This window comes from Pseudomonas sp. DF5, from assembly GCF_058148225.1.
Map to the genome: position 1 here is coordinate 119354 of NZ_JBYVYM010000018.1, position 15825 is coordinate 135178.

Here is a 15825-nt window from a genome sequence, read left to right on the forward strand (position 1 = left end):
CAGTTGCTGAGGCCTCAAGTCGGCCTTAGACTGCCGCCCCTCGTAAATTGAGTGCCGGGTGGCGCTTGGAATAAACGGCGCCGTTCCAATGACCGCACAAGGCTCAACGGAACGCTCCCTAATTCGCCTTAATGCACGTTTTTTTATAGAGATATCAATGACAAAGGACAAGTTGCTGGCCATGCCGGCGGATGACTACATGAATGCCGAGCAACATGCTTTTTTCTCTGAGCTGTTGCAGAACATGAAAGTCGAAACCCATGAGCGCATCGAACAGAATCGCATCGCCATCGAGAGCCTGGACACCCCGGCCGATCCGGCTGACGCAGCTTCTGTCGAAGAAGAACGCACCTGGCTGGTGAACGCGATCGATCGCGACCAGCGCATGCTGCCTCAGTTGGAACAGGCCCTGGAACGCATCAAGGAAGACAGCTTCGGCTGGTGCGATGACAGCGGCGAGCCAATTGGCCTCAAGCGCCTGCTGATCAGCCCGACCACCAAGTACTGCATCGAAGCTCAAGAACGTCACGAGCAGATCGACAAGCACCAGCGTCAGGCCTGATTTCGTAGCGCCCCCATCGCGGGCAAGCCCGCTCCCACAGGTTCAGCACGGACTTTGTGGGAGCAGGCTTGCCCGCGATGCTTTTCGACGTCTGCGAAAAGCCGACGCACTTCTATTGATCTGCTGCAACCCCCCACTACTAACGGACCATAGATAATGGCCTTGTGGTGGCGTTTAATGCGGATACAACAATTAGAAGATGCCTGGGGTGACAAACGATGACGCGAGACGGGTCTCTGGCTGGGGCAGTGCCCGCAGCCGTACTTTTGCCTAAAAACCAGTGGATCACGCCGACCCTGCAAAGCATCGCCCTGATGCTCTTGCTGTGTGGCATGGCATTGGCTGGCTGGTCGCTTTACCTCGGCCTGCCGTTGGCCGTGCTGATTATCTGGCTGCCACGCCTGCGTTCGCGCACGCTGCCGCAGACAACCTCCGCCGACAGCCCCAGCGCCATCGCCGGTTTGACTCGCGATCTTTCCTATACCACCAGTCATAACGCCTTGTCCGCCGCCGGCGTGGCCTTTTCGGTCAAGCAACTGGCCGACAAGCTGCAATCGCAACTCGGCGCCGCAGCACAGATTGTCAGCAGCGCTGAAGTGATGATCGCCACCGAACAGGCTACCTCGACACTCAGCCGGGAAGCCTTGAGCGCGGCCAGCGAAGCCCATCAGAGCAGCGCGGCAGGGCGTACGGAACTGATCGAGTCCATCGCGCGCATGCATCAACTCAGTCAGCGTGCCAGCAGCAGCCGCGAGCTGATCGAAGCCCTGAGCCTGCGCAGTGACGATATCCAGCGGGTCACGCTGGTGATCCAGTCCATCGCCAGTCAGACCAATCTATTGGCGCTGAACGCGGCCATCGAAGCGGCGCGGGCCGGGGAACACGGTCGCGGGTTCGCGGTGGTGGCCGATGAGGTTCGTGGACTGGCCGCGCGCACGGCGACGGCGACTGGTGAAGTCGGAGAGATGGTCGCTGACATTCAACAACGCACGGCGCAAGTGGTGGAGCAGATTCGTCAGTTGGCCAGCGATCTGAATACCGGCGTCGCGCAGGTCGAGCACACGGGGCAGCACCTGGAAAACATCGCGCGCCTGGCTGCCGGTGTAGAAAGACAGGTCGGGGAAATCGCCCAGGGTGCGGACACCAACCGCGAACAACTCGACAGCCTGTTCCACGCCATCGAACAAATGCGCAGCGACCTGGCGATCAGTGACCAGCAAACCCAGCGCCTTGCCCAGGCGGCGGTGCAAATGGAAGGGCAGGCCGAAACCATCAGCGAACGCCTTGCCGAAGTCGGGCTGGATGACTATCACCAGCGGATTTACGACCTGGCCCGCGAAGGGGCGAGTCAGATTGCGGCGCGCTTCGAGGCGGACATCGACCAGGGCCGGATCAGCCTTGACGACCTGTTCGATCGCAATTACCAGGCGATCCCCAACACCAGCCCGGCCAAATACCAGACTCGCTTCGACCGCTACACCGATCAGGTCTTGCCGGCGATTCAGGAACCGTTGCTGCCGCGTCACGAAGGCCTGGTGTTCGCCATTGCCTGCACGCAGCAGGGGTATGTGCCGACCCACAACACTGTGTTCAGCCAGCCACTGACCGGCGACGTGCAGGTCGATACTCTGCAAAACCGCACCAAGCGCAAGTTCGCCGACCGCACCGGGATTCGCTGTGGCAGCCACCAGCAGGCCGTACTGTTGCAGACCTACACCCGCGACACCGGTGAATTGATGCACGACCTCTCGGTACCGATCATGCTCAAGGGCCGGCATTGGGGTGGTTTGCGCCTGGGTTACAAGCCGCAAAGTCTTCGCTGAGGCCGCTCTCCCTGTAGGAGCTGCCTCGTTGCACTCGACAGCTCCTACAGGGGAATGCGGGCTAGTGGATCTGGTGCATGCGCAGGTTCAGGTCATCGACCACGTGCGCCCAATCGGCGTCTTCACGCAGTTGTTCCTTGAGGAAGCCGGCTTGTTGCGGGGTCCAGAACTCGGCATCGATGAGTTTCTTGTCATCGGGCAACGGTGAATGCAGGGCAATGAAATCGTCGATGGCCTTTTCGCTGGAGTCCAGGCCGAGCTGGTCGAACAAGCCTTTCAAGTCATGTGTGGGTGAATCCATCTTCATCTCCTTGCAGATAATCAATCGTCTCGGGTGCGAGATCTGAGGTGCGGCTTCATTGCATCTGAGGTAGCCGCGCGCCAGGGAGTTCGATAACGATGTTCAAAGCAGAAATGAGCATAGACTGCAAACCCGATGATCAGGCCTTCAGCGCACCCTCATCGACGGCAAGCTTCAGGGCTTTGGCGGATTCCTGGGCGGCAATCGCCGCGACCTCCGCGGTCTTGAACCAGCGATCCTTTTCAACCTGGTGATACGACACCGTGGTCAACGGCGGTTTGGCGCGCATGATAATGACTGCCTGGAATTCGCCGTCGACCTCTCTGGCTTCGCCCCGGATAAAAAATTCACCGATATCAAATTCCGTCACGTAGCAGTCTTCCCTTTGAAATATTATGTTGTATTGAGCGCCGTCCGCCTTGGGGACGGGTTTCATGGGGCGGGCAGTATGGCAGTAGTTGCCTGCCGGCGGCTGAGATAAGTCGCCGGCGTGACGAAACGTCTATAGAAGTGAATGCGACAGGGTGCGTCAGTTGCGTGACTCGAGTGAGCGGGCAAGGGCGCAGGCTTCGTTATGGTCGGCGCGGAAACCTCTGACACGTCCGGTGGATATTTCCTTGATATGGAAAAAGGCGTTCCCGGCCAATACCACCTGAAAGCGCGGGAGAAGGCACTCCTCGGGGAGGAAATCCTGCTGGCGGATGACCATCGATTGCAGCAGTGACGAGCCGTTTGTGTGTGGTGTGTGAGGCTGGGCGAAGTGAGTCAGTGTGCACATATGAAGTCCTTTTCGTGGTTTTACCGACGTGTGTACGTTGTTTTGGGTAGTCTCGGTGAGCATGGCTGCTCTAGAATCGCTGTCACTGGTTGGCGATTGCTGCCCATATAAAGCAATTTTTTTCTGGCGATATGTCGGAAAAGTGCTTTTTTTAAAGAGATTTTTCCCTAAAGTTGGTAGTCCGGTTTTTCTGGCCGTCAGAAGGGCGTTTTCCTTCAACATCTGACGACCGCCAGGCAAGACGACGCGGGGGATGTTCCAGTAATCTTCCCAAACCTCGCGATGAATGAGCCCTCTGCTCGTTCCAGGATTTCGACCCGGGTCATTTGGCTAAACCTCGGCATTGCCGCTTTTTTCTGCTGTGCGCGTTTTCTGCGTGCGGCATCATTTTCAGATGTGGGGATGTTTCCTTGGCAGTAAGTAATCTCGATATGCATGCTTTGTTCGTACTGGGTGATTTGCGCGCAAAGCTGGTTAAACAGTTTCAGTCACGTTTCGTCTACATCACCGAACAAAACGCTGAAGGCATTTACATTGCCGAGATCGACACCGAATCGGCGCTGGTGGTGGACGACAAGCCCGGGCTGAAACTCAAGGTCGGCGATCATTTCAGCGCTTCCGTATTGCCGAGCCGCGAAGGCGGAAAACTGGACATCAAGTTCCGCGAAATCAAATTGACGGTGTACGGACTGGGGGATTACGCATTCGTGACCACCGCAGACGGCCACGGCATTGTGTTCAAGGAAGGTCATAGCGTGGTGATGGTGTTTGCGGCCCACCAGCAGTTGCAGGAAGGCCTGACCAAAACCCTGAAAGCCGTGACTGCCAAGGCCGCCAAGTGGCGCAAGGGTGAGCTGGTGACTTTCAAGGCCAGCGAGTAATGACCCAGACCCGCGCCGATTTCCATGAACAGAACCTGGCCAGTGCACACGCCGAGGCCCAGCGCCTGTTGGCTGCAAAGGCCGTTCTGCAGGGATCCTGGCTGAGTTGGGTGGCGTCACAGATTTATATGCTGCGTCCGGCGGCGTACGCCAGCATGGTCAGAAGAGAGCTTGCGCGCTTGCAGGAACCGTCCGAAAAATAATCCTCGTCCCTCGAAAGCAGAAACCTCTACTACAGTCAGTTGACTGAGTATTCAGAGGCTTGCGGTCTTCTTTGTCAGGCCATCCTGCTATTGCTGTGAACAGCACGAGGTGCAAGAGCATGAAGGGATTACGACGGTTACTGGCCGCTACCCTGGCCACGTTCGGCTTGTTGGTTTCACCCGTTCCGGTATTCGCTGCCCAGGCGCCGATCCACTTTGCCGACCTGAATTGGGAAAGTGGCAGCCTGATCACCGAGATTCTGCGGATCATCGTCGAGCAAGGCTACGGCTTGCCGACCGACACCTTGCCCGGAACGACCATTACCCTGGAAACCGCCTTGGCCAACAATGACATTCAGGTCATTGGCGAAGAGTGGGCGGGCCGCAGTCCGGTCTGGGTCAAGGCTGAGGCCGAGGGCAAAGTCGCGAGCCTGGGCGATACGGTCAAGGGCGCCACCGAGGGCTGGTGGGTGCCGGAATACGTGATCAAGGGCGACCCGGCCAAGGGCATCAAGCCGCTGGCGCCGGGGCTGCGCAGTGTCAGTGATCTGCCGCGCTACAAGGATGTGTTCAAAGACCCGGAAACCCCGAGCAAGGGGCGCTTCCTGAACAGCCCGATCGGCTGGACGTCGGAGGTGGTCAACAAGCAGAAGCTCAAGGCCTATGGGCTGAACGACAGCTACGTGAACTTTCGCAGTGGTTCGGGGGCGGCGCTGGACGCAGAGATCAGTTCGTCGATTCGTCGCGGCAAACCAGTCCTGTTCTATTACTGGTCACCGACGCCATTGCTCGGCCGTTTCAAGCTGATTCAACTGCAAGAGCCGCCATTCGACGCCGAAGCCTGGAAAACCCTGACCGAGGCCGACAACCCTAATCCGAAGCCGACTCGCTCACTGCCCTCGAAGCTGTCCATCGGTGTGTCCGCGCCGTTCCAGAAACAGTACCCGCAGCTCACCGAGTTCTTCAGCAAGGTCGACTTGCCAATCGACGCGTTGAACAAGGCCTTGGCGCAGATGAGCGAAAAACACACCCCGCCACGTCAAGCGGCACAGGCGTTCATGAGGGCGTACCCGCAGGTGTGGCAAGCCTGGGTGCCCAAGGATGTGGCGGATAAGGTCTCCGCGGCGCTGAAATAAACCGATGGACAGGCTCGGCTGCAGATAAATCCAGGGGCGCTTTTAAAATAGGGCAACGAGGTTCATCCTGCTGCAACATTTTCACACGGGACGTCTGAATATGAGCGTTTTGGTCGCGCAATGGATTGCTGCAATCTTTCTGATCATCAGCCTGATCCACTTGTACTGGGCGGCGGGTGGCAAGTTGGGCAGCGAGGCAGCGGTGCCCCGGATACCCGGCGAGGGTGGCGAGGCATCGAGGCCGGCATTCAAGCCGTCGGGTTTTGCCACGTTGCTGGTGGCGGTGGGTTTGCTGCTGATCGCGATGCTGGTGTGCCTGCGGGTCGGGCTGTATTTGCCCGCGGTGCATCACCGGTCGTTGCAGTGGGTGATCAGTGCGATCGCGCTATTGATGTTCGCCCGGGCGATCGGCGATTCGAATCTGGTGGGGTTTTTCAAGCAGGTCAAGGATTCGCAGTTCGCCCGGCTCGACACTTGGGCGTATTCGCCGTTGTGCGTGGTGTTAGGGGCCGGGTTGCTGGCAGTGGCCTGGGTCTGAAAAGCTTCGCGGGCAAGCCAATCAACACAAATCCTCGAACTAACTCCCGGTTTCCGTGCGCCGACTACTCACTTCCGCCGGCACATCATCCCCTGCCATGCGCTTGCGGAACAGCGCCGCCCGGGCGAGCAGCAGCGTGGTCACCGGCATCGTGATCGATAACAGAATCGGAATCAGCCAGGCGTGCAACACCGGCCCCGACTTGAGCGCCGAAAAGTAAATGATCGAAGCCAGTGCCACGCACCACGCACCCAATGTCGAGGCCAGCGCCGGCGGGTGCATGCGCTGGAAGTAATCCTTCATCCGCAGCAGCCCGACTGCGCCGATCAGCGCAAACAGACTGCCGGACACCAACAGAATCGCCACCGGTATTTCCACCCACAAAGACAGTTCAGCGCTCATTCGATCACCTCGCCGCGCAACAGGAATTTGGCCAGGGCAAACGAGCCGACGAAGCCGAACAGGGCGATCAGCAGCGCCGCCTCGAAGTAAGTGTCACTGGCATAACGAATGCCCAGCGCGAGCATCATCAGCATGGCGATGATGTACAGGTAATCCAGGGCCAGAACCCGGTCCTGGGCCGACGGGCCCTTGAACAGGCGGATCAGGGTCAGAATCATCGCCAGCGAAAAGATGAACAGGCTCAGCAGGATCGCGTTCGACAGCAGTTCGCTCATTCGAAGATCTCCATCAACGGGCGCTCGTAGGTCGCCTTGAAGTGCTGGATGAATGGGCCTTCGTCATCCAGATCGAAGACGTGCAGCAACAGAATGCTGCGATCCAGCGCCAGTTCCGACCAGACCGTACCGGGAATCACCGTGCAGATGATCGACAGCGCCGCCAGACCGTTGGCATCGCGCAAGTCCAGCGGCACCTTGATGAACCGCGAGCGAGGCGCACGCCGCCCGGCATTGAGCACGCCCCAGGCCACGGCGAGGTTGGACACCAGCAAATCGCGCCCGACCAGCAAGAACAAACGCAGGATCACTCCGGGGCGCCGAATACGGATCGGCAACGGTCGCAGCTTGCGCATCATCAGCGGAGCACAGAGGCCCAGTACCGCGCCCAACAGCACATTGCCGGGACTTATCGACAGGTTCAACACCAGCCACAGCAGCCACAGGGACAACGACAGCCACGGTGCAGGAAACAGGCGCTTCATGGTTGCACCTCCACCAGTGCTGCCCTGGCTTCAGGGCTCGGCACCGCACGGGTGCCAAGCACCGCCATCACGTATTGCTGAGGGTTATTCAATGCTTGAGCGGCGGCCTGTGTGTAGCGCAGCAATGGTTCAGCCTTGAACGTCAGCGCGATGCTCAGCCCCAGCAGCACAATGATCGGCACGCATTCCAGGCGACGCAGCAAGGGCGATGGCCGTTCTTGTGGGGTCCAGAAACGCTGGATGCCCAAACGTGAGAACGCGATCAGCGAGGCCAGTCCGGACAGGATCAGCAACGCCAGCAAGCCCCATGCGCCGTTCGATATCGGTTCGTCGCTGCCATGACCCAGGCCCAGCGGGTTGAGCAGGGCGCTGAGCAGGCTGAGTTTGCCAATAAACCCGGAGAGCGGTGGCATGCCGATGATCAACAAGGCGCAGGCGATGAAGCTCAGGCCGAGGAAGGCCATGGTCCAGGGAATCACCTGACCGACCACGGCTTTCTGGTCGTCATCGAGGTTGAAGCCTTTGGTTGGCTGCAAGGATTCCCGGGGCCGTGGCAGCAGCTCGCTGTCATCGTCCAGGGGCATTTCGATAGCTGAACGCGAACGCTCGATCAACTCCGCCAGCAGAAACAGCGCGCTCAACGCCAGGGTCGAGCTGACCAGATAAAACAGCGCCGCGCCGATCAGGTTTGGCTGGGCGAAACCGATGGCCGACAACAAAATACCTGCCGACACCAGAATGCTCAGGCTGGCCATGCGCTCCAGGCGTTGCGCGGCGAGGATCGCCACGGCGGCGCAGACGATGGTCGCCATGCCGCCATAGATCAGCCAGTCGCCACCGAAGTACGCGGAGGCCCCGGCCTGACCGGAGAACAGCAACGTCCACAGGCGTAGCAGGGTGTAGACGCCGACCTTGGTCATGATCGCGAACATCGCCGCTACCGGTGCGCTGGCCGCGGAATAGGCCGGCACCAGCCAGAAGTTCAGCGGCCACATCCCGGCCTTGGCCAGGAACGCCACTGCCAGAATCGCCGCGCCGGCATGCAGCAGGCCGCGATCGGCTTCCGGCACCAGCGGGATTTTCAGCGCCAGGTCGGCCATGTTCAGTGTGCCGGTAACGCCGTAGATCAGCGCCGCGCCAATCAGGAACAGCGACGAGGCCAGCAGGTTGATCGAGATGTAATGCAGCCCCGACGACACCCGCGCCCGACCCGAACCGTGCAGCATCAGCCCGTAAGAGGCGGCGAGCAGTACTTCGAAAAACACGAACAGGTTGAACAGGTCCGCCGTGAGGAAGGCGCCGTACAGGCCCATCAGCTGAATCTGGAACAGTGCGTGGAAACTCGAACCGGCGCCGTCCCAGCGGGCCATGGCGAACAGCAGGGCGCTGACGCCGATGATCCCGGTCAGCACCAGCATCAACGCCGACAGGCGATCGACCACCAGCACGATACCGAACGGCGCCTGCCAGTTGCCCGGCAGGTACACGCCAATGGAGCCAGGCACGCCGGTGGTTTGCGTCCATTGCAGCAACATCACGGCAATGCCCAGCCCCAACAGGCTGGAGAACAGATTGATCTTGGCCTTTAGCGGGCGGTGTTTCTCGCCCAGCATCAGCATCACGGCGGCGGTCAGCAGCGGCAGCAGAATCGGTGCAACGATCAGGTGAGTCATCGCCATCATTCTTTAGGCTCCCGGCCATCCACATGGTCAGTGCCGGTCAGGCCCCGGGAGGCGAGCAGCACCACCAGAAACAGCGCGGTCATGGCGAAACTGATGACGATTGCGGTCAGCACCAGCGCCTGCGGCAGCGGGTCGGTGTAGTGCAGCAAATCCTGAGGCACGCCGCCCTTGATGTTCGGCTCCTTGCCGATGAACAGGCTGCCCATGCTGAAGATGAACAGGTTGACGCCATAGGACAGCAGGCACAGGCCCATGACCACCTGGAACGTCCGTGGCCGCAGTATCAGCCATACGCCAGACGCGGCCAGCACACCGATGGCGATTGCGATGACTTCTTCCATCAGATGGCTCCTTGGGTGACAACGGCTTTGGCCGCGGGCTTGATTTGCGCGCTGGTTTTATGACCGCGTACCGATTGGTGGGCGAGGGCGGTGAGGATCAACAGCGTCGAACCGACCACCACGGCGTACACGCCAATGTCGAAGAACAGCGCGCTGGCGATGTGAATGTCGCCCAGCAGCGGCAGTTCGAAGTGCCAGGTGTGCGTGGTCAGGAATGGATACCCGGCTGCCATCGCGCCAAGCCCGGTGACGGTGGCGAACAGCAGCCCGGTGCCCATCCAGCGCAGCGGCCGCAAGCTCATTTGCGCCTCGACCCACTGGGTGCCGGCGACCATGTATTGCAGGATGAACGCCACCGACATCACCAGTCCGGCGACGAAACCGCCGCCCGGTTGGTTGTGCCCGCGCAGGAACAGATAGAAGGAGATCACCAGGGCGATCGGCAACAGCAGGCGCACCAGCACCGCCGGCACCATCATGAAACCGAGCGCGGTGTCGCTGGCGTGACGCGGGTTGACCAGATCGGTGACCACATCGGGCGCCAGCAGACGCTGTTGGGCCGGCAGTTGCAGGCTTTCTTTCGGAGGGCGGAAGCGTCGCAGCAGGGCGAACACCGCCAGGGCCACTGCCACTAGCACGGTGATTTCGCCGAGGGTGTCGAAGCCACGGAAGTCCACCAGCATCACGTTGACCACGTTGCTGCCGCCGCCTTCGGGCAGGGCGCGACTGAGGTAAAACGAGGAAATGTCGTTGGGCGTCTGGCGGGTCAGCATCGCGTAGGACAACAGCGCCATGCCGCCACCGACCGCTGTCGATAGCAGCAAGTCGCGAACCCGTCGTACCCGCGCCTTGCGCAAGCTGCTCGGCAATGGCGACACCTCTTCGATCCGTCGTGGCAACCAGCGCAGGCCGAGCAGGATCAGCACCGTGGTGACCACTTCGACCACCAGTTGCGTCAGGGCGAGGTCCGGCGCCGAGAACCAGACGAAGGTCACGCAGGTCATCAGGCCGCAGACACTGACCATGGTCAGGGCCGCTAGCCGGTGATACTTGGCTTGCCACGCCGCGCCGAGGGCACAGGCAATTGCCAGCAGCCAGAGGATCACGAACACGATCGAGCCCGGAATTTTCGCCCGGTCACCCCAGCTCAGGCTGCTGTGCAGCATCGGGATCACCCCGGCCAGTACGGCGGCGAGCACCACCAGAAACAGTTGGGTTTGCAGGCGCCGGGTGCTGATCCGCCGCTCCAGCCGTCGGGCCAGACGCATCATGACCACCAGGCTGCGCTCGAACAGTCGCTTGCCGTTGAAGCGGTTGATCACTGGCGGGTGCATGAAACGCCCGCGCTTGAGCTGATCGCGCAGCAGAAGATAGAGCACGATACCGCCGGACATGGCGATCAGGCTCATGATCATCGGTGCGTTCCAGCCGTGCCAGATCGCCAGGCTGTACTCGGGCAACGTGCCGCCCACCACCGGCAATGCCGCCGCCGCGAGCAGCGGGCCGACCACCTGAGCGGGGAAAATCCCCACGACAAGGCAGGTGAACACCAGCAACTCCACCGGCGCACGCATCCAGCGCGGCGGTTCGTGTGGAGTGTGCGGCAGGTCGGTGGCGGTCGGGCCGAAGAACACGTCGACGGTGAAACGCAGGGAGTAAGCGACGCTGAACGTCCCGGCGATGGTCGCGACGATCGGCAGGGTCATCTCGATCCAGGCGGTGGCGTTGATGAACACGGTTTCGGCGAAGAACATCTCTTTCGACAGGAAACCGTTGAGCAGCGGCACGCCGGCCATGGAGGCGCTGGCGACCATGGCCAGGGTGGCGGTGAACGGGATCAGTTTGACCAGGCCGCTGAGTTTGCGAATGTCTCGGGTGCCGCTTTCGTGGTCGATGATCCCGGCGGCCATGAACAGCGAGGCCTTGAACGTGGCGTGGTTGAGAATGTGGAACACCGCGGCCACGGCGGCCAGCGGACTGTTCAGGCCCAGCAGCAGGGTGATCAGGCCCAGGTGGCTGATGGTCGAGTAGGCCAGCAGGCCCTTGAGGTCATTCTGGAACATCGCGCAATACGCGCCGAGCAACAGGGTGCAGGCGCCGGCCCCGCTGACGATGTAGAACCATTCTTCACTGCCGGACAGCGACGGCCACAGGCGCGCGAGCAGGAACACCCCGGCCTTGACCATGGTTGCCGAGTGCAGATACGCCGAAACCGGTGTCGGCGCCGCCATCGCGTGGGGCAACCAGAAGTGGAAGGGAAATTGCGCACTTTTGCTCAGGGCGCCGATCAGGATCAGGGGCAGCAGAATAGGGTAGAGGGCATGCGCGCGAATCAGCTCGCCGGCGGCCAGGACCTTGTCCAGGTCATAGCTGCCGACCACATGGCCGAGCAGCATGACCCCCGCCAGCAAACACAAACCGCCCGCGCCGGTAACCATCAACGCCATGTACGCACCCCGGCGCGCATCGGCGCGGTGGTGCCAGTAGCCGATCAACAGGAACGAGAAGAGGCTGGTCAGCTCCCAGAAAAATACGATCTGGATCAGGTTGCCGGAAATCACCAGCCCCAGCATGGCGCCCATGAACGCCAGGAAAAACGCAAAGAAGCGCGGCACCGGATCGTCCGGTGACATGTAATAACGAGCGTACAACGAAACCAGCGTGCCGATGCCCAGCACCAGCATCGAGAACAGCCAGGCGAAACCGTCCATGCGCAGCACGAAGTTCAGGCCCAGGCTGGGGAGCCAGAAGAACTCTTCACGGATCACGCCGCCATGGGCGATTTGCGGGTACAAGAGGGCGACCTGGACGGTGCCGATCAAGGCAACCAGGCCAGCCAACAAAGATTCGGTATTACGCGCGTTGTGCGGCAGCAAGGCTGCCAGACAGCTGCCGATAAAAGGCAGAAGCAGTAGAACTATCAGGGACATAGGCTTCTAATCTGCGGAAGTTTGTGAAGCATCATACGTGCCAGCTCCCTGATCACCAAACGCCAAGCTGTCGCAGAATCCTACAAGGTAGACGCAGAAACCCTGATTCACATTGTTTCAGAGAGCCGGTTCGATCATTCCCACGCTATGCCTGGGAATGATCAGTGCTCGGCTTCGCTCTCCAGTGCTTCATCAACCTCGGCTGCCGCCTTACCCTTGGTCTTCAACTCACTGACAATCACCGCCGCCACAATCAATCCCGCACCCACCAACGCAATCGCCGGCAAGCGTTCCCCGGCGAGCCGCCCGGCAATCCCGGCCCACACCGGCTCCCCGGCATAGATCAACGTTGCCCGAGTCGGCGAAACACTCTTCTGTGCCCAGTTCATCGCCACCTGAATTGCCGCACTCGCCGCGCCCAAGCCCAACGCGCTGCACAACAGCAACCATGAAAAGTCCGGAATCACTTCCTGGGTTGGCACCACCATCAGGAACGACAGCACCGACGTCACCGCCAGTTGCACCACCGTCACCCGCCGCACGTCGACCTGGCCGGCGTAGGTGCTGATCAGAATGATTTCCGCGGCAATCGCCACGGCGCTGATCAATGTGGCGATTTCACCGGGGCTGAAATTGAACGAAGCGCCGGAAGGCCCCGACAGCAACATCAGCCCGGTAAAGGCCAGCATGATCCCGATGCTCGGCATCAACCCCGGACGACGTCCCAGCACCAGCCATTGCAGCAGCGGCACGAACGGCACATACAGCGCGGTAATAAACGCCGATTGGCTGCTGGGAATGCTCTGCAAACCCACGGTCTGCAAGCCGTAACCAAGCATGATCGCCACGCCGATAAACGCCCCGGCCTTGAGTTCGAACAGCGTCAGTTCACGCAGATGGCGCCAGGAGAACAGCGCCACAAGGCTCGCCGCCGCGGCAAAACGCAGCCCGACGAAGAACATTGGCCCGCTGACGGTCATCGCATGCTGCACCAGCAAAAAGGTCCCGCCCCAGACCATGGTAATCAGCACCAGCACGCACTCGGCCTTGCTGAACCGGGAGAAACGGGGGGAAGTATGAGAAGCGTTCATTGACGTCATGACCTTGCGCGCCATCTGAGGGAGACGCACAATGCGCCCGAAGTTGGGCAGTATACTGCGCAACGCCACCCAGTGAGCAATATAGTGCACAAAGATTCCACCCAACGGGCTTCGGTCCTCCAGCACGTCAGCCTGAACGTGCGACGTCTGCGCCACGCCGCCGACATGAGCCAGAGCGCCCTGGCCGAAAAGTCCGGGGTCAGCCGCCGGATGCTGGTGGCCATCGAGGCCGGCGAGAAGAACGTCAGCCTGACCACCCTCGACCGCGTGGCCGAAGCGCTGGACGTGGCCTTCAGCGACCTGATCCAGGCCCCCGACGCCCGCGACCCGAGCCGCATCAACGAACTGGCCTGGGCCGGTACGATCCCGGGCAGTAAAGCGGTGCTGCTGGCCAAAGCCACCGCCACCCGCGAAGTAGAACTCTGGGAATGGCGCCTGGAACCGGGCGAGCATTACCCCTCGGAGCCGGATGCCGAAGGCTACAGCGAACAGCTTTATGTGTTCGAAGGTTGCCTGACCCTGATGCTTGGCGGTCAGCCGCAGAAAATTGCGGCTGGCGAGTTCTTTATGTTTGCCAGTCATCAACCGCATTCTTATCGCAATGATGGGGACGTGGCGGCGCGGTTTGTGCGTAATGTGGTGATTTGACTGTTTACCGGCTAACACTGGATAAACACTTTGCTGTTTTAAAGCTGCAAGTGTTTCTTGAATAATTATTCAACCTATTGAAATAAAAGAAAATTATATTCGGGTTCGGCTCCTGGAAAACAGTGGGGATGGCATCGAGACGTGCAGGTGAGCTTCCTGATGGCCGAGCAAAATATTAACGTGGCACTCAAGCACGTTTCACAGGCTAGCGTCCGGTGAGTGACTGACACGGGGCGATCCGCACGACTTCCATTCAGGTAAACATTGATCAGTGAGAACGCCATGACTGAGACCCCACGCGCACAGGCGAGCGACGCCATCCGCCACGCGGACATCCTGATCATCGGCGGCGGCCTTAGCGGTGCGATGCTGGCGGCGCAGTTGTTGCGCTTGCCCGGTCAACGCCGGGTTCTGGTGATCGAGCCGCGAGCGGAGCTGGGCCGTGGCGAAGCCTATAGCGCGGTGGAACTGGGGCATACGCTCAATGGCAACGCGGCGCGGATGAGCGTCGACCCGGACAACGCCGATGACCTGACCCAATGGCTGACCGAACACATCGCCGCCGGTGGCTGGCCGGAGTCGGATCAGCAGCATGTGCCCATCAGTGAACTGTTTCCACCGCGCGGCCTGTTCGGCGTCTATGTGCAGCAGCGTCTGGCCGAAGCGAAGGCGGTGGGCGTGTTGAAGGGGTCGAGTGTCGAGCATGTGCGGGCCGAAGTGGTGGACCTGCAGACCTCTGCCGACTCTGTGCAACTGACCTTGAACGATGGCCAGCGTCTGCAAGGCGCATTTGCGGTGCTCGCTACCGGCATGTTCCCGGCTGCGCGCACACCGCAAACCGAATCCAGCGGCTTGAACGCAGCGGCGCTCGACCCGTGGGACGTAGCCGCCATGCGTCAACTCGATCCGCAGTCGACGGTACTGATCATCGGCTCGGGCCTGACCATGGTCGACGCCGTGGTGTCGCTGGAGCAGGCCGGGCATCGTGGGCCGATCGAAGTGTTCTCCCGTCATGGTTTGCTGCCGCATGTGCGCCGACAACCGCCGGCGTGGGTGGATTTTCTCGCCGAGGACCACAGTATTCGCACACCGCGTCAGTTGGTGCGGGAACTGCGTCGGCATTGTCGCGATGCCATCGCTCAAGGCATCGACTGGCAAGCGCCGCTGGACACGGTGCGGGCGCACATCGGGCGGTTGTGGAGTCAGGCGACGGATCGGCAACGCCGGCAATTTGTGCGGCATGTACGGCCATGGTGGGAAAGCCATCACCATCGCTCGCCGCCGTTGAGTGCCGAGTTGGTGGCGCGGCTGCACGGGGAAGGGCGGTTGCGGATTCAGGCCGCATCGTTCAAGGGGCTCGAGCCTGCGTCGGACGGCGAGGTCAGTATCCGCATTCGTCGTCGTGGCGAGGCGCAAACTTGCGTGGTGCATGGCGCGGCGCTGATCAACTCCAGCGGCATCGAATACGACTGGCGTCGGGTGGCGCGGCCGTTGCCCCAGCAGTTGCTCGCTCGCGGGCTGGTGCGTCCGGGGCCATTGGCGTTGGGCATTGCTGCGGCGGTGGATGGCGCGGTACTCAGCGCCGACGGGCAGGTCGCCAGCCGTTTGTTCGCCATGGGGCCGCCGTTGCGCGGCATGTGGTGGGAGAGTACGGCGGTGACCGATGTGGCGAGCCAGGCCAAGGCGTTGGCGGCGCGGTTGGCGGATTGACCGAAAGTGGGGGTGGGTTCTTTCGGGCCC

The 15825-nt window shown here is 60.9% G+C and carries 18 protein-coding genes; 8 read left to right on the plus strand and 10 right to left on the minus strand.

What is annotated here, in order from left to right:
• Window positions 1-157 precede the first annotated feature (157 nt).
• Together AC30D7_RS17920 and AC30D7_RS17925 are read left to right on the plus strand one after the other, a co-directional pair.
• A complete protein-coding gene (locus tag AC30D7_RS17920) occupies window positions 158-562 on the plus strand; it encodes a TraR/DksA family transcriptional regulator (protein WP_007935965.1) in 405 nt (134 codons plus the stop codon).
• Between the two features lie 599 nt (window positions 563-1161).
• Window positions 1162-2385 carry a methyl-accepting chemotaxis protein gene (locus tag AC30D7_RS17925; protein ID WP_490134953.1) on the plus strand — a complete coding sequence of 408 codons (1224 nt, stop codon included), beginning with the start codon at window positions 1162-1164 and terminating at the stop codon, window positions 2383-2385.
• A 61-nt stretch (window positions 2386-2446) separates the two neighbouring features.
• Here the strand turns inward: AC30D7_RS17925 and AC30D7_RS17930 are convergent, their stop codons facing one another.
• The 3 genes from AC30D7_RS17930 to AC30D7_RS17940 all read right to left on the minus strand — a co-directional run bounded on the left by AC30D7_RS17930 (window position 2447) and on the right by AC30D7_RS17940 (window position 3464).
• Entirely contained in the window at window positions 2447-2686 is a 240-nt protein-coding gene (locus AC30D7_RS17930) for a DUF2789 domain-containing protein (RefSeq protein ID WP_018928021.1), read from the minus strand.
• A gap of 139 nt (window positions 2687-2825) precedes the next feature.
• Window positions 2826-3056 carry a hypothetical protein gene (locus tag AC30D7_RS17935; RefSeq protein WP_490134954.1) on the minus strand — a complete coding sequence of 77 codons (231 nt, stop codon included), beginning with the start codon at window positions 3054-3056 and terminating at the stop codon, window positions 2826-2828.
• A 159-nt stretch (window positions 3057-3215) separates the two neighbouring features.
• Window positions 3216-3464, minus strand: coding sequence for a hypothetical protein (locus AC30D7_RS17940; RefSeq protein ID WP_490134955.1), 249 nt, complete (start codon window positions 3462-3464; stop codon window positions 3216-3218).
• Between the two features lie 410 nt (window positions 3465-3874).
• Here AC30D7_RS17940 and AC30D7_RS17945 point away from each other — a divergent pair, with 410 nt between their 5' ends.
• The 4 genes from AC30D7_RS17945 (at window position 3875) to AC30D7_RS17960 (ending at window position 6222) form a co-directional block, all read left to right on the plus strand.
• Entirely contained in the window at window positions 3875-4345 is a 471-nt protein-coding gene (locus AC30D7_RS17945; protein WP_008035847.1) for a hypothetical protein, read from the plus strand.
• A complete protein-coding gene (locus tag AC30D7_RS17950) occupies window positions 4345-4548 on the plus strand; it encodes a hypothetical protein (protein WP_490134943.1) in 204 nt (67 codons plus the stop codon). The genes AC30D7_RS17945 and AC30D7_RS17950 overlap by 1 nt, the downstream gene beginning before the upstream one ends.
• A gap of 119 nt (window positions 4549-4667) precedes the next feature.
• Window positions 4668-5684 carry an ABC transporter substrate-binding protein gene (locus AC30D7_RS17955; RefSeq protein ID WP_490134944.1) on the plus strand — a complete coding sequence of 339 codons (1017 nt, stop codon included), beginning with the start codon at window positions 4668-4670 and terminating at the stop codon, window positions 5682-5684.
• Window positions 5685-5784: 100 nt separating this feature from the next.
• Window positions 5785-6222, plus strand: coding sequence for a DUF3995 domain-containing protein (locus AC30D7_RS17960; protein ID WP_490134945.1), 438 nt, complete (start codon window positions 5785-5787; stop codon window positions 6220-6222).
• Between the two features lie 39 nt (window positions 6223-6261).
• Here the strand turns inward: AC30D7_RS17960 and AC30D7_RS17965 are convergent, their stop codons facing one another.
• The 7 genes from AC30D7_RS17965 to AC30D7_RS17995 form a co-directional block, all read right to left on the minus strand.
• Window positions 6262-6624: a Na+/H+ antiporter subunit G gene (locus tag AC30D7_RS17965; protein ID WP_490134946.1), complete on the minus strand. Its 363-nt coding sequence runs from the start codon at window positions 6622-6624 to the stop codon at window positions 6262-6264.
• Complete coding sequence (locus AC30D7_RS17970; RefSeq protein WP_007935991.1) at window positions 6621-6899, minus strand: K+/H+ antiporter subunit F; 279 nt, start codon at window positions 6897-6899, stop codon at window positions 6621-6623. The genes AC30D7_RS17965 and AC30D7_RS17970 overlap by 4 nt, the downstream gene beginning before the upstream one ends.
• Window positions 6896-7384, minus strand: a complete 489-nt coding sequence (locus AC30D7_RS17975) for a Na+/H+ antiporter subunit E (RefSeq protein WP_490134947.1) — start codon at window positions 7382-7384, stop codon at window positions 6896-6898. Before AC30D7_RS17975 ends, AC30D7_RS17970 begins: the two co-directional genes overlap by 4 nt.
• Window positions 7381-9066, minus strand: coding sequence for a monovalent cation/H+ antiporter subunit D (locus AC30D7_RS17980; protein ID WP_490134948.1), 1686 nt, complete (start codon window positions 9064-9066; stop codon window positions 7381-7383). The genes AC30D7_RS17975 and AC30D7_RS17980 overlap by 4 nt, the downstream gene beginning before the upstream one ends.
• Window positions 9063-9407, minus strand: a complete 345-nt coding sequence (locus tag AC30D7_RS17985; protein WP_490134949.1) for a Na+/H+ antiporter subunit C — start codon at window positions 9405-9407, stop codon at window positions 9063-9065. The genes AC30D7_RS17980 and AC30D7_RS17985 overlap by 4 nt, the downstream gene beginning before the upstream one ends.
• A complete protein-coding gene (locus tag AC30D7_RS17990) occupies window positions 9407-12337 on the minus strand; it encodes a monovalent cation/H+ antiporter subunit A (RefSeq protein WP_490134950.1) in 2931 nt (976 codons plus the stop codon). The genes AC30D7_RS17985 and AC30D7_RS17990 overlap by 1 nt, the downstream gene beginning before the upstream one ends.
• Before the next feature lie 161 nt (window positions 12338-12498).
• The gene (locus AC30D7_RS17995) at window positions 12499-13527 is read right to left on the minus strand and encodes a DMT family transporter (RefSeq protein WP_490134951.1); all 1029 of its coding nucleotides are present in this window, start codon (window positions 13525-13527) and stop codon (window positions 12499-12501) included.
• On the opposite strand from AC30D7_RS17995, the gene AC30D7_RS18000 reads away from it, so the two are divergent.
• Together AC30D7_RS18000 and AC30D7_RS18005 are read left to right on the plus strand one after the other, a co-directional pair.
• Window positions 13522-14085 carry a helix-turn-helix domain-containing protein gene (locus AC30D7_RS18000; RefSeq protein ID WP_018928010.1) on the plus strand — a complete coding sequence of 188 codons (564 nt, stop codon included), beginning with the start codon at window positions 13522-13524 and terminating at the stop codon, window positions 14083-14085. The genes AC30D7_RS17995 and AC30D7_RS18000 overlap by 6 nt on opposite strands.
• 282 nt (window positions 14086-14367) lie before the next feature.
• Window positions 14368-15795 (plus strand): FAD/NAD(P)-binding protein, encoded by a 1428-nt coding sequence (locus AC30D7_RS18005; protein WP_490134952.1) that lies wholly within the window; start codon window positions 14368-14370, stop codon window positions 15793-15795.
• The last annotated feature ends 30 nt before the right edge of the window (window positions 15796-15825 follow it).